This is a genomic window from Comamonas sp. F1-6 (assembly GCF_039581415.1).
In the GTDB taxonomy this organism is placed as follows: Bacteria; Pseudomonadota; Gammaproteobacteria; order Burkholderiales; family Burkholderiaceae_C; genus Comamonas; species Comamonas thiooxydans.
Genome location: NZ_JBCPWN010000001.1, coordinates 74,990 through 87,814, shown reverse-complemented (window position 1 = coordinate 87,814; position 12,825 = coordinate 74,990). Strand labels below are relative to the sequence as shown.

Sequence of the window (12,825 nt, the reverse complement as noted above, 5' to 3'; positions counted from 1 at the left end):
CCAATCTTCAAAGCAGGCCATGGGCCGCCAGCGCATGGCGCCAGGCCTGCAGTTTTCTATCGAACGACCAGCCGGCATTGGCCGGGCTGGTGGATGGCAGCTTGAGGGCGATCAGCCCCAGCGCCTCTGTCTGACGGGCATGCTTGTAGCTCTCGCCGCCGTTGTGCAACGCCAGTTGCAGATCAGGGCAGCGCTGACGCAGTCCGGCAAAGTCGTTGACCTGGGCAGCGCGAATGGAGCTATCCAGACTGCCTTCGCGCTCGCAGCTCGCATACACATCCCACAGACCCAGCCCGCGTGCCAGCAGCCATTCGCAGCGGCCCGCGTAATCACTACGTGGCGGCTGCAGGTGCTGGGGCCACAAGGCCTGCAGCAGCGGCCAGAACTGGTTTTGCGGATGGGCGTAGTACTGGGCCTGCTGCAGCGACTTCATGCCCGGAAAGCTGCCCAGAACCAGCGCACGCGTGCGCTCATCGGCCACGGCTGCCAGCCCCTGCCAGCGCAGGCCAGTCTCTGTTGGAGTGGCAGAAGAATCCTCGGTCATGCCCTATTGTCGCCCAGCCATCATCATCCTGGATCTTGGGCTGACATTCAAAAAGATGAGCATGAGCCTCTTTGCCTGCAAAGGATAGCTACTGCCCCATCTACGGCAGTGCCGGCAGCCCTTTGAGCGCCTTACGTGCATTGGCCGTGCAGGCCTGCGCCAGCTGCTCAATGCCCATGCCGCGCAGCCGCGCGATCTCCGCCGCAATGCGCGGCAGCTCGGCGGAGCTGTTGCGCCCCTGGGGCTGGCCGGCCGCACGCTGTTCGGCCGTGGTGTAGAGCCAGTGCGGCGGAATATCGGGAGCATCGGTTTCCAGAACCAGCGCCTCCAGCGGCAGGCTGGCCGCCAGCTCACGCAGCTTGAGCGCGCGCTCATAGGTGATGGCACCGCCAAAGCCCAGCTTGAAGCCCATATCGATGAAGGCCTGCGCCTGCTGGGCGCTGCCGTTGAACGCATGGGCAATGCCACCCACAACCCTGTGCTGACGCAAGGTCTTGAGCAGACGATCGCTGCTCTTGCGCACATGCAGGATGACGGGCAGCTCGAATTCACGTGCCAGCCGGATCTGCTGCTCGTAGAACCAGATCTGGCACTGCTCGTCCAGTCCGGGGACAAAAAAGTCGAGACCGATTTCGCCCACCGCCACCAGTTGCGGGTCGCCGCTCTGCTGATGCAGCAGCTCGCGCAACGCCGCGATATCGGACTCCTGCGCGCCGGGCGTGTAGAGCGGATGAATGCCCAGCGCATAGCTGTCGCCATGGCGATGGGCAAGCGCAATCACATCCTGCCAGTGGCTGCGCTGTACGGCAGGAATGACCAGATGCGTGACGCCTGCGGCCTGCGCAGCGGCGCGCACGGCATCTCTGTCAGGTGCGAACTCGGGCGCATCCAGATGGCAATGAGTATCTATCCAGGTTGGCATCCACACATCATGCATCGGCTGGGCTGCTTGCGCAGCCCGGCCTCGGCCGATGACACGTCAAGTGACTACAGACAGTTTCCTGCCTTGTCCTACGATTCACATATTGAAACAAATAAAACATTAAGCAACTTTACCCCCTACCCTGCGCGACCGGCCAAAGGAGCAAGTTATGACGGGACTTCTGCAAAGCACGCTCTGGCAACGCCTGAGCCAAAGTCATCAGCGCGCCGACATGCAGGGCAAGCTGGCCGCGCTGGATCAGGTGCAGGCCGTGATCGAATTCGATCTGCAAGGTCATGTGCTGACGGCCAATGACAACTTTCTGCGCACCATGGGCTATAGCCCCGAACAGATCATCGGCCAGCATCACCGCATGTTCGTCGATGAGGAAACCCGCGGTTCTGTCGAGTACGCCCAGTTCTGGCAGCGCCTGGCAGCGGGTCTGCACGACAGCGGACGCTACCGCCGCATCAACAGCCAGGGCGAGGACGTGTGGCTGCAGGCCAGCTACAACCCGATCTTCGACAGCCAGGGCCAGCCGCGCAAAGTCATCAAGTACGCTACCGACATCACCGAGCAGCAGCAGCACGAAGACGATGCCCGCGGCCAGCTCCAGGCCATTGCCAAGGTACAGGCCATCATCGAGTTCGATCTGAACGGCAACATCCTCACGGCCAACGATCTGTTCCTGCAGACCATGGGCTACTCCCTCGCCGAAGTCGTGGGCAGGCACCACAGCATGTTCGTCCAGCCGCACGAGCGCCAGTCCCCGGCCTATCAGCATTTCTGGCACAAGCTGGCCCTGGGCCATCATGATGCCGGCCAGTACCTGCGCATAGGCAAGGCCGGTCGCCAGGTCTGGATCGAAGCCAGCTACAACCCCATACTCGACGCCGAAGGCCGCCCCTTCAAGGTTGTCAAGTTCGCTACCAACATCACGCGCCGCGTGACCGCAGCCCAAACCCTGCGTGCCACGGTGGAAGGTCTGACCGAAAGCGCCAACCATGCGCGCCAGGCCAACGAGCTAGCCCAGGACGCCTGCAGCGTGGCCGAGGCCGGCGGCCGCACCGTGCAGGATGTGGTGACCACCATGGAATCCATCAGCGCCAGCTCCCGCAAGATCAGCGACATCATCGGCATGATGGACTCCATCGCCTTCCAGACCAATCTGCTGGCGCTCAACGCCGCCGTGGAAGCGGCCCGCGCCGGCGACCAGGGGCGCGGCTTTGCCGTGGTGGCCAATGAGGTGCGCCAGCTGGCCCAGCACAGCGCCGAAGCCGCCAAGGAGATCAAGCAGCTGATCCAGACCTCGGTCACCCAGGTCACCCAGGGGGTGAACCAGGTGCGCGAGGCCGGCACCACCATGGCCGAGATCGTGAACTCCTCGCGCCAGGTCACGCAGATCATGGGCGAGGTGGTGCAGACCTCGCTGGCCCAGTCCGCCAGGCTGCGCGAGGTCACCGACGATCTGACGGCGCAGGATGTTTCGACCAATCCAGGCTCGGTCAAGCCGCGCCCTGCCGTGCCGCTGCAGGCTTCGGCCCGCGAGCAGGCCACGATCGCCATCCGGAACGCGGCAGTCGGCGCTTATTGAAACAGGAAAAGCGCCCCAGGCACTTCATGAAAAAGGCCCGGCGCTGCAAAGGCAGCGACCGGGCCTTTGCCCGTCGGCAGGCAGGAGGTCAGGCCAGCTGTCCCTGCCCCAGCCTGACCATGCGATCGCAACGCGCTGCCAGTCCTTCGTCATGAGTGACCATCACAAACGCCGTGCCATGGCTGCGCGCCAGCTCCAGCATCAGCGCAAACACCGTATCGGCCGTGCCGCGATCCAGATTGCCCGTGGGCTCGTCGGCCAGCACGCAGGCCGGACGCGTAACCAGGGCACGTGCAATGGCCACGCGCTGACGCTCGCCTCCCGACAACTCGGCCGGGCGATGCGCCATGCGCTGGCCCAGGCCCACGGCGCGCAGCATCTCGGCGGCGCGATCCATGCAGTCCTCCTTGGCATCGCGGCGAATGCGCAGCGGCATGGCCACATTCTCCTGGGCCGAGAACTCGGCCAGCAGATGATGGAACTGGTAAATAAAGCCCAGATGCTGGTTGCGCAGCGCGCCCTGCTTTTGCGCACTGAGCTGGTGCAAGGGCTGGCCCATGAGGCTGACGCTGCCGGTGGAGGGAGCATCCAGCCCGCCCAGCAAGTGCAGCAAGGTGGACTTGCCCGAACCCGAGGCGCCGACAATCGCCAGTGTCTCGCCCGCCTGAACCTGCAGATCCACTCCCTGCAGCACGGTCACATCCAGCTTGCCTTCGGCAAAGCGCTTGGTCAGGCCGCGTGCCTCCAGCACGCTCTGGCCCATCACAACATCATTCATAACGCAGTGCCTCCGCAGGGTTCACGCGGCTGGCACGCCAGCTGGGGTAAATCGTGGCCACAAAAGAAAGAATCAGGGAAATCACGGCGATCGGCACGATGTCCGTGGACTGCGGCTCGCTGGGCATCTTGCTGATCAGGTAGATGTCCTTGGGCAGGAAGTTGGCATGCAGCGCCTGCTCTATGGCCGGCACGATGACGTCGATATTGAAGGCAATCGCCAGCCCCAGCGCCAGACCGGCCAAGGTACCGATGACGCCGACCATGGCTCCCTGCACCATGAAGATTCCCATGATGGACGAGGGCGAGGCCCCCAGGGTACGCAGGATGGCAATATCGGCACGCTTGTCCTGCACGCTCATCACCAGGGTGGACACCAGATTGAAAGCCGCCACGGCCACGATCAGGGTCAGGATGATGAACATCATGCGTTTTTCGAGCTGCACGGCGGCAAACCAGGTCTTGTTCTGCTGCGTCCAGTCACGGATGAACAAGCGGTCCGTCAAGGTGTCAGCGAGTTCATGCGCCACGCGCGGGGCCTCGTGCAAATCCTTGAGCTTGAGGCGAATGCCGGTCGGCCCTTCCAGGCGGAAGATGCGCTGTGCATCCTCGTAATGCATCATCACCAGCGCCGAGTCATATTCGTAGTGACCGGAATCGAAGGTGCCGGCCACCGTCATCTGCTTCATGCGCGGCAGCACGCCGGCCGGAGTGACCTGTCCGCTGGGAGCGATCAGCGTGATCACATCGCCTTCGCTCACACCGAGATTGCGCGCCAGCTCGATGCCAAGCACCACCTTGAACTCGCCAGGCACCAGACGCTTGAGCACCTCGCCGCTGGTGGCCGCCAGATCGGTCACCTCGCCCTCACGCGCCGGATCGATACCGCGCACCAAGGCGCCTTTCATATCCTCGCCGCGCGCCAGCAAGGCCTGAGCTGCCACAAAAGGCGCGGCCCCCACCACATCGGGGTTGGCCCTGGCCTCGCGCATGGTGCGCTCCACATCAGGCAGAGGCGCGCCCTGCGGGGCGTAGATTTCTACATGGGAGACGACGCTGAGCATGCGATCCCGCACTTCCTTCTGGAAGCCGTTCATCACGCTCAGCACAATGATCAGCGCCGCCACGCCCAGCGCAATGCCAAGCATGGAGACACCCGAGATAAAGGAGATGAAGCCATTGCGGCGTGTGGCGCGCCCTGCACGGGTATAGCGCCAGCCCACGGCCAGTTCGTAGGGAAATTGCATGTTGCCAGCATTGTGGCATTGCCGGCAATGCCCTGCCGGCGGCGCCAGCCTTATGCAATTTGACTGCCCGCCGCCCCTCTATCGGGGCGGCCTGCTGCGCCCTATGCGTGGCAGATCCGCGTATTGCTCCTGCTGCTCCAGCGTCACCGCATGGGCCTGAAGCTTGGCCAGCAGGCCGTCAAACAAGGCCAGCTCTTCATCGCTGAGGACGGACACGATGTCGGCATGAATCTTGACCATCTCGGGCAGGATCAGGCCGTACATGCGCCGCCCCTCCTCGGTCAGGTAAATGGCCACGCGCCGACGATCTCCATCCAGAGGCTTGCGCAGCACCCAGCCTTTTTCCTCCAGGCCGCTGAGCGCCCGCGAAGTGCGCGCCCTGTCCAGCTGCACCTTCTGCGCCAGCTCGGAGGACAGCAAACCCTCCTCCGTCGCCAGCGTCGCCATCACGCCCCATTCACGGCGCGTCAGGCCGAAGCGGGCCTCGCACATGCGCATGGCCATGCCGCCCGCCACGCCAAAAAAGCGGCTGATGCGAAACAGCAGCATCTGCTGAATGGAGGTGGGTTGTCGGGTATTCACGGGGATGAGTTGATTAGATCAATTGTGGATGTCACTTCTACAGTGTGCATTCCCAATACAGAGACAAAGGGAAGTGCTGGGGATTTTCGCAAATGCCGGCTCTTCCCTCAGACAAGAGAGTGATTCCATGGCTCGCCTGACTGCACCCCGCCGCCTTCTTCAAACCAGCCTGGCTCTGCTGCTGGGCTGCTCCGCCTTCGCCTCCCAGGCCCAGCCTGCCGATGGCGCAGCCGTCGCCGCCTGGCCTCACAAGCCAGTTCGGCTGATAGCAGCCTTCGCTCCCGGTGGGGCTGTGGACATACTGGCGCGCGGCGTCGGAGAAGTGCTTCAACGTGAGACCAAGCAGCCATTCGTTGTTGAAAACCGCACCGGCGCTGGCGGCAATATAGGAGCCGATTACGTCGCCAAGGCTGCCGCCGACGGATACACCATGCTGATCGGCCTGGACACGAGCTTCACGGTCAACCCGCTGATCTACAAAAGCATGCCGTTCAAAAATGGCGACCTGCGTCCTGTCATGGTGTTCGCCTCGCAAGGCATGCTGATGGCCGTCAGTCCCAAGACAAATATCAAGACACTGGAGCAGTTCATCGCCCGCGGCAAGGACAAGGGCCTGACCTTAGGGTCCGCCGGCTATGGAACCCCCGGCCATCTGGCCTCCAGCATCCTGACTTACGCCACCGGAGCCAAGGTCAACCATGTGCCCTACAAAGGCAATGCACCTGCCACGCTAGCCATGCTCTCTGGCGAGGTGGACGGCGGCGTCATCAGCTCCACCGCCATGCTGCCCCATGTGACCACTGGAAAGATCACGGCGCTGGCCGTGACCACGGCCCAGCGCAACCCCTTGCTGCCGGAAGTCCCCTCGGTGGCCGAACTGGGACACAAGGAGCTGCAGCAGGAAGTGCTTTTCGCCGCCTGGGTGCCCAGCAGCACACCCGAGCCACTGGTGCAGAAAATCCAGGCACAGTTCGAGAAGGCCATGAAGGACGGCACTTTGCGTGAACGCATGCGTGTCAACGACATGGTCTACGAAGGGCTGACAGGCGATGCGGCCGTCAAGCGCATTCAGGCCCTGGCCGACCGCTACCGGGTTCTGGCCCAGGCCACCGGCATGAAGATGGAATGAGCGCTTGCGCCAGCCATCAGCCCCATGACAACGACCCGCATTTCATGACTCGCCCCAACATCATCTTTATCGTCGCCGACGATCTCGGTTATGCCGATCTGGGCTGCTACGGCGGCCGCGATGCCGAGTTCGGCCCGGTATCCCCGGTGCTCGACCGTCTGGCGGCCAACGGCCTCAGGCTCACCCAGGGCTATGCCAATTCACCCGTGTGCTCGCCCACGCGTTTTGCCCTGGCCACGGCCCGCTATCAATACCGCTTGCGCGGCGCGGCCGAGGAGCCCATCAACAGCAAGACGCGCGGCACGCCGCTGGGCGCCAAGCTGGGCCTGCCGCCCGAAATCCCCACCGTTGCCTCGCTGCTCAAGGGCGCGGGCTATCGCACGGCACTGATAGGCAAATGGCATCTGGGCTACCCTCCCCACTTCGGCCCGCTGCGCTCGGGCTACGAGGAATACTTCGGTCCCATGTCGGGCGGCGTGGATTACTTCACCCATCTGAGCAGCTCGGGCCAGCACGATCTGTGGGTGGGCGAAGAGGAGCATCACGACGAAGGCTATCTGACCGACCTGCTGTCCCAGCGCAGCGTGGACTTCGTCAACCGCATGAGCGAAGGCGACTCCCCCTTCTTCCTGAGCCTTCACTACACGGCCCCGCACTGGCCCTGGGAAACCCGTGATGACCGTGAGACTGCCGAGCAGTTGGGGGCGGGCATCACGCATCTGGCGGGCGGCAATATTCACCAGTACCGCCGCATGATTCATCACATGGATGAGGGCATAGGCTGGATCGTCGAAGCACTGCGCAAGAACGGCCAACTGGACAACACGCTGATCATCTTCACCAGCGATAACGGCGGCGAGCGCTTCTCGGACAGCTGGCCTCTCGTGGGCGGCAAGATGGACCTGACCGAAGGCGGCATCCGCGTGCCCTGGATCGCCCACTGGCCTGCCGTGATCGCGGCCCGTCGCAGCAGCGCCCAACAATGCATGAGCATGGATTGGTCGGCCACGGTGCTGGATGCAGCCGGTGTGAGCGCCGATCCGGACTACCCGCTGGACGGCATCTCCATCCTGCCCGTGCTGCGCACCGACGGTGCGGAGTTTGCCCGGCCTCTGTACTGGCGCATGCTCTACCGCAACCAGCGTGCGCTGCGCGAAGGCGAATGGAAATACCTGCGCGTGGAAGACAACGAATACCTGTTCAATCTGGCACAGGACGAACGCGAGCGTGCCAATCTGGCCGGACAGCACCCCGAGCGCATGCAGGCCATGCGACAGCGCTGGGACGACTGGAATGCCAGCATGCCCGCCATTGCCGATGATGCGAGTTACAGCCTGGTCTACACCCTGAAAAATATGCCGGCGAGGTGACAAAGCACCCCGCACCATGCCCGGGCGGCGGCCATGCCCGACAATAGCGCCCATGTCTTTGACCGCGCCTTTGCTGCCTGCCGCCCAAGCCCTGGGCACAGGCGCCTCTGAAATCATTGTTGCCTATGCCAGCGGCCCTGCCGACATTCCCCAGGCATGGGACGGTTTGCAACTCCCTCACCTGCAGGCCTTGCTGGCAACGCTGGCCCCGACCACGCTGGTGCAGGGCGACGAGATGGATTTCTCTCCCCCGCATGAACGCGCCCTGGCCCGCAGCATGCAGCTGCCCGATACACCCGGGCTGATTCCCTGGGCAGCGCTGGTGGCCGGAGACAGCAGCCAGGCCTGTGCCTTCATCACGCCCTGCCACTGGCATATCACGCCGGACCAGGTCCACCAGACCGACCCGGCCAGCGCGCCACTGGACGAAGACGAATCCCGCCAGTTGCTGGCGCTGATCGCGCCCTGGTTCAGCGACGACGGCATCACGCTGGAATATCTGCGCGCCGACCTCTGGCTGGCACGCGGGGCGGCCTTCAAGGACCTGGCTACCGCCTCGATGGACCGGGCACTGGGTCGCGACGTGCGCCCCTGGATGCCCGAGCCCATCCAGGGTGCCATCATCCAGCGTCTGCAGACCGAGCTGCAGATGCTGCTCTACACCCATGTCTTCAACGACCAGCGTGCAGCACGCGGTCTACCGCCCATCAACTCCTTCTGGGTACATGGCACGGGAAGCCTGAGCAGCCTGCCCACAGCGAACCCTGCCGCAGTCTGTGTCGATGATCTGCGCCACACCGCGCTGCAGGGCAATGTGCAAGGCTGGAAAAAAGCCTGGCAGGCGCTGGACAGCGGCCTGATCGCCGAGCTGCAGCAGCGGGCCGCCCGGGGCGAGCCCGTCAAGCTCACGCTCTGCGGCGAGCGCAATGCCGTGCAATGGCAAAGCCAGCCACGTGGCCTGATGGACAAGATCAAGAGTGTTTTTGGCACGAAACGCTTACCTGACCTGCGAGAGATGCTATGAAAATAATCCCCAGGTCCATTCCCGACGGCAGTGTCTCTGCACTGCTGCAGGCCAAGATTCATCCCTTGCTGGCCCAGCTCTATGCAGCGCGAGGCGTCTGCTCGGCCGACGAATTGGACGATGCCCCGGCGCGCCTGCTGCCGCCCTCGGGCCTGCGCGGCATCGATACTGCCGTACAGCTCCTGGCCGATGCCATCACCGCGCAAAAGCGCCTGTGCATCGTCGCCGACTATGACTGCGATGGCGCCACGGCCTGCGCCGTGGGCCTGCGCGGCCTGCGCATGCTAGGCGCGGCTCATGCCGACTATCTGGTGCCCGACCGCGTGGTCGACGGCTATGGCCTGACGGCCCCCATCTCGCGCCGAGTCAAGGAGACCGGTGCCGACATGCTGATCACCGTGGACAACGGCATTGCCAGCGTCGAAGGCGTGGCCGTGGCCAAGGAGCTGGGCATGTCGGTCGTGGTGACCGACCACCATCTGCCCGGCGACCACCTGCCGCTGGCCGATGCCATCGTCAACCCCAACCAGCCCGGCTGCGAGTTCGCGAGCAAATCCATGGCCGGCGTGGGAGTCATGTTCTATGTGCTGCTGGCCCTGCGCACCGAGCTGCGCAATCGCGGCCGCTTTGACCGCCACAACCAGCCCCGTCTCGAGCAATTGCTGCCTCTGGTAGCACTGGGCACGGTGGCCGACGTGGTCAAGCTCGATGCCAACAACCGCCGCCTGGTGGCACTGGGTCTCAAGCAGATTCGCAAAGGCGTCATGCAGCCCGGCATACGCGCGCTGTTCGAGGCATCGGGCCGCCGCTTCGACATGGCCACCACCATCGACTTCGGCTTTGCCCTGGGCCCGCGCATCAATGCCGCCGGTCGTCTGGCAGACATGACCATAGGCATCGAGTGCCTGACCACGGAAGATGTCAGCCGCGCCGACAATCTGGCACGCATGCTGGACAGCATCAACCGCGAGCGCCGCGAGATCGAAGTCAGCATGCGCGAGCATGCCCTGCTCATGGCCGAAGGCCTTTGCGAGGACGGCATGACGCCGCCGCCTGCCATCAGCGTGTTCGACCCCGACTTTCACGAGGGCGTGGTCGGTGTAGTGGCCTCGCGCATCAAGGACAAGCTGCACCGGCCCACGTTTGTGTTTGCAGCCAGCGGCGCCCCGGGCAAGGAGCATGAGCTCAAGGGCTCGGGCCGCTCCATTCCAGGCTTTCACCTGCGCGATGCGCTGGATCTGGTCAGCAAGCGCCACCCCGGTCTGATACTGCGTTTTGGCGGCCACGCCATGGCAGCAGGCTGCACCATCGCGGAAGCGCACTTTGACGAGTTCGAAAAGGCTTTTGCCCAGGTCGCCAGGGAATGGCTGGATGCCGCCACGCTGACGCGCAGGCTGGAGACCGATGGCCCGCTGTCGCCCCAATGGCTGGACACCGGCCTGATCGAACAAATGCAGCTGGCCGTCTGGGGCCAGGGCTTTGCCGCGCCGACTTTCAGCGAAGAGCTGGAAATCACCTCGCAGCGCCTGGTCGGCGAAAAGCATCTGAAGCTGGAGCTGCTGCACCATGGCTCCAAGATCGACGGCATCTGGTTCAACCACACCGACCCGCTGCCCGCGCGCACCACCCTGGCCTATCGCCTGGACATCAACGAATGGCGCGGCGAACGCAAGGTGCAGTTTCTCGTGGAAGCCGCGCAGGACTTCGAGGGTGGTGCCGGCAACATGGGCTTCTGATCCTCGCCCCAGCCTGGACCGCCGCCACAGCGAACGTGGCGGCTGCCCATTTCACGCTGTGCCCGTCACTTAGAACTGCTCCCAGCTATCGTCCTCCGCAGTGCTTGCAAGGGACTGCGCCTTGGACCTGGACGCTACCGGCCTGGGAACTGCAACGGCAGGATGAGCGGCCGGGTTGAGCGCCTTGATCGTCGCTAGCGGCCTGGGGACCACTGCGGACACGGTCGTGAAAGCCTCGGCATTGCGTCCCAGCTTGAAGACTGAGACCACTTCCGCCAGACGACGCGCCTGCTCCTGCATGGACAGCGCTGCCGCACTGGACTCCTCCACCAGCGCTGCGTTCTGCTGCGTCATCTGGTCCAGATTGCTCACCGCCTGATTGACCTGATTGATGCCGTCGCGCTGCTCGGTGGACGAGGCCGTGATCTCGCCGATCAGATCGCTGACACGGCGCACGCTGGCCACGATCTCGCTCATGCTCTGGCCCGCCAGCTCCACCTGCTGCGAGCCCGACTGCACATTGTCCACGCTGGTGGTGATGAGCTGCTTGATCTCCTTGGCCGCCTCAGCGCTGCGCTGCGCCAGGCTGCGCACCTCGCCCGCCACCACGGCAAAACCACGGCCCTGCTCACCGGCGCGTGCCGCCTCGACGGCTGCATTCAGGGCCAGGATATTGGTCTGAAAGGCAATGGAGTCGATCACGCCGATGATGTCGGCAATCTTGCGGCTGCTGTCGGTGATCTGGCCCATGCTCTGCACCACCTGCTGCACCACGCGACCGCCTTGCTCGGCCGCCTGGGCGGCTGTCGATGCCAACTGATTGGCCTGACGTGCAGTATCGGCAGACTGGGTGACGGTGGCCGTCAGCTCTTCCATGCTGGCTGCGGTTTCCTCGAGGTTGGCCGCCGTCTGCTCGGTGCGGGCCGACAGGTCCTGGTTGCCCGTGGCAATCTGGCCCGAGGCCGAAGAGACGGATTCCACGCCCGAGCGCACCTGGCCGACGACGGAGCGCAAGCGCTCGGCCATGGCGTTCAGGGACTTGAGCAGACGGCCCAGTTCGTCATGACGGTCATTGCGCACCGTTGCCGTCAAATCGCCGGCAGCGATGGAGTCGGCCAGAGTTACCGCCTCATTCAACGGAGCGATGATCGAGCGCAGGATCAGAGCCGCCATCGCCAGCCCCAGCAGAACGATCAGGCCGCAGACCAGACCGATAGCCACATAGGCCTGAGATTGGCTTGCTTCGCCATCGGCAACCACACGTTGGCTGCGTTGCTCCTGCAACTGCACAAACTTGCGCTGCGCATCCACGTAGACCTTGGCGTTGGGACGCAGCTGTTTTTCAACCAGATCGAAGGCCGCCGCAAAATCATTGTCCTTGCGCGCGGCCTGCACGGCTGCATTGCTCTCCAGCGTCACGCGCCTGCGCTCGGCGACCTCGTCCAGCACCTTGCGCGATTCATCGTCAGTGACCAGTTCGTTGAGCTTTTTCTGCAGCTCGGTGATATGCGCAATCCCGTCACTCATCAGCTTGCGCTGCTGCTCCACCAGGTTTTCCTCGGAGGAAATGGCCGCGACGATGGAGCGATCCACGCTTTGCTCGGTCAGATGACGCCACTCGCTGGCAATGTTGGCTGCCATTCGGGTACGCGTGGCCTCCTTGGAGATGCTCACGTACACGCGGTCCAGATAGATCAGGCTGCCTGCAGACACCAGCAGCAAGCCCGCCAGCAAGCCAATCACCAAAGCCCACAGCTTTTGTGACACAGAGAACTGATTCAATTTCATTTTTTATCCATCTCAATAGATCAAGCAACACCGTGGCAGCCTTAACGAATTCAGAAACTCACAAGCGCTGTAGCCAATCCTTAATCGGCATACTGGCGGGAGATTTGAGCTT

11 protein-coding genes are annotated in these 12,825 nt (G+C 63.6%); 5 read left to right on the top strand and 6 right to left on the bottom strand.

The features are described 5' to 3' along the window. Positions 1–7 precede the first annotated feature (7 nt). Together AAIL66_RS00420 and AAIL66_RS00415 are read right to left on the bottom strand one after the other, a co-directional pair. Positions 8–544 (bottom strand): DNA-deoxyinosine glycosylase, encoded by a 537-nt coding sequence (locus tag AAIL66_RS00420; protein ID WP_343495762.1) that lies wholly within the window; start codon positions 542–544, stop codon positions 8–10. A gap of 100 nt (positions 545–644) precedes the next feature. Then, the gene (locus tag AAIL66_RS00415; protein ID WP_343495761.1) at positions 645–1,466 is read right to left on the bottom strand and encodes a TatD family hydrolase; all 822 of its coding nucleotides are present in this window, start codon (positions 1,464–1,466) and stop codon (positions 645–647) included. Positions 1,467–1,635: 169 nt separating this feature from the next. Between AAIL66_RS00415 and AAIL66_RS00410 the strand changes: the two genes are divergently transcribed. Next, positions 1,636–3,060, top strand: coding sequence for a methyl-accepting chemotaxis protein (locus AAIL66_RS00410; protein ID WP_343495760.1), 1,425 nt, complete (start codon positions 1,636–1,638; stop codon positions 3,058–3,060). An 88-nt stretch (positions 3,061–3,148) separates the two neighbouring features. On the opposite strand, the gene lolD is transcribed toward AAIL66_RS00410, so the two are convergent. The 3 genes from lolD to AAIL66_RS00395 all read right to left on the bottom strand — a co-directional run bounded on the left by lolD (position 3,149) and on the right by AAIL66_RS00395 (position 5,633). After that, complete coding sequence (gene lolD, locus AAIL66_RS00405) at positions 3,149–3,838, bottom strand: lipoprotein-releasing ABC transporter ATP-binding protein LolD (protein ID WP_045838403.1); 690 nt, start codon at positions 3,836–3,838, stop codon at positions 3,149–3,151. Next, positions 3,831–5,084 carry a lipoprotein-releasing ABC transporter permease subunit gene (locus AAIL66_RS00400; RefSeq protein WP_003066109.1) on the bottom strand — a complete coding sequence of 418 codons (1,254 nt, stop codon included), beginning with the start codon at positions 5,082–5,084 and terminating at the stop codon, positions 3,831–3,833. Before AAIL66_RS00400 ends, lolD begins: the two co-directional genes overlap by 8 nt. A 78-nt stretch (positions 5,085–5,162) precedes the next feature. Next, on the bottom strand, positions 5,163–5,633 hold the full coding sequence (locus AAIL66_RS00395) for a MarR family transcriptional regulator (RefSeq protein ID WP_054073523.1): 471 nt from the start codon (positions 5,631–5,633) through the stop codon (positions 5,163–5,165). Between the two features lie 160 nt (positions 5,634–5,793). Here AAIL66_RS00395 and AAIL66_RS00390 point away from each other — a divergent pair, with 160 nt between their 5' ends. Genes AAIL66_RS00390 through recJ form a run of 4 tightly spaced genes read left to right on the top strand, consistent with a single transcriptional unit; the run spans position 5,794 to position 10,925 of the window. Then, positions 5,794–6,795, top strand: a complete 1,002-nt coding sequence (locus tag AAIL66_RS00390) for a tripartite tricarboxylate transporter substrate binding protein (RefSeq protein WP_034378572.1) — start codon at positions 5,794–5,796, stop codon at positions 6,793–6,795. Next, positions 6,792–8,165: a sulfatase-like hydrolase/transferase gene (locus AAIL66_RS00385; RefSeq protein ID WP_343495759.1), complete on the top strand. Its 1,374-nt coding sequence runs from the start codon at positions 6,792–6,794 to the stop codon at positions 8,163–8,165. The genes AAIL66_RS00390 and AAIL66_RS00385 overlap by 4 nt, the downstream gene beginning before the upstream one ends. A 52-nt stretch (positions 8,166–8,217) precedes the next feature. After that, positions 8,218–9,189 (top strand): phosphoglycerate mutase, encoded by a 972-nt coding sequence (locus tag AAIL66_RS00380; protein ID WP_343495758.1) that lies wholly within the window; start codon positions 8,218–8,220, stop codon positions 9,187–9,189. After that, positions 9,186–10,925 carry a single-stranded-DNA-specific exonuclease RecJ gene (recJ, locus tag AAIL66_RS00375; RefSeq protein WP_343495757.1) on the top strand — a complete coding sequence of 580 codons (1,740 nt, stop codon included), beginning with the start codon at positions 9,186–9,188 and terminating at the stop codon, positions 10,923–10,925. The genes AAIL66_RS00380 and recJ overlap by 4 nt, the downstream gene beginning before the upstream one ends. Positions 10,926–10,994: 69 nt before the next feature. On the opposite strand, the gene AAIL66_RS00370 is transcribed toward recJ, so the two are convergent. Beyond that, positions 10,995–12,713 carry a methyl-accepting chemotaxis protein gene (locus AAIL66_RS00370; RefSeq protein ID WP_343495756.1) on the bottom strand — a complete coding sequence of 573 codons (1,719 nt, stop codon included), beginning with the start codon at positions 12,711–12,713 and terminating at the stop codon, positions 10,995–10,997. Between the last annotated feature and the right edge of the window lie 112 nt (positions 12,714–12,825).

Excerpts from the sequence above, each read along its gene's own strand:
- AAIL66_RS00415 (WP_343495761.1), bottom strand. The coding sequence starts at position 1,466 with ATGCCAACCTGGATAGATACTCATTGCCATCTGGATGCGCCCGAGTTC.
- AAIL66_RS00400 (WP_003066109.1), bottom strand. The coding sequence starts at position 5,084 with ATGCAATTTCCCTACGAACTGGCCGTGGGCTGGCGCTATACCCGTGCA.
- recJ (WP_343495757.1), top strand. The coding sequence starts at position 9,186 with ATGAAAATAATCCCCAGGTCCATTCCCGACGGCAGTGTCTCTGCACTG.
- AAIL66_RS00390 (WP_034378572.1), top strand. The coding sequence starts at position 5,794 with ATGGCTCGCCTGACTGCACCCCGCCGCCTTCTTCAAACCAGCCTGGCT.
- AAIL66_RS00385 (WP_343495759.1), top strand. The coding sequence starts at position 6,792 with ATGAGCGCTTGCGCCAGCCATCAGCCCCATGACAACGACCCGCATTTC.
- AAIL66_RS00410 (WP_343495760.1), top strand. The coding sequence starts at position 1,636 with ATGACGGGACTTCTGCAAAGCACGCTCTGGCAACGCCTGAGCCAAAGT.
- AAIL66_RS00370 (WP_343495756.1), bottom strand. The coding sequence starts at position 12,713 with ATGAAATTGAATCAGTTCTCTGTGTCACAAAAGCTGTGGGCTTTGGTG.
- AAIL66_RS00420 (WP_343495762.1), bottom strand. The coding sequence starts at position 544 with ATGACCGAGGATTCTTCTGCCACTCCAACAGAGACTGGCCTGCGCTGG.
- AAIL66_RS00395 (WP_054073523.1), bottom strand. The coding sequence starts at position 5,633 with ATGCTGCTGTTTCGCATCAGCCGCTTTTTTGGCGTGGCGGGCGGCATG.
- AAIL66_RS00380 (WP_343495758.1), top strand. The coding sequence starts at position 8,218 with ATGTCTTTGACCGCGCCTTTGCTGCCTGCCGCCCAAGCCCTGGGCACA.
- lolD (WP_045838403.1), bottom strand. The coding sequence starts at position 3,838 with ATGAATGATGTTGTGATGGGCCAGAGCGTGCTGGAGGCACGCGGCCTG.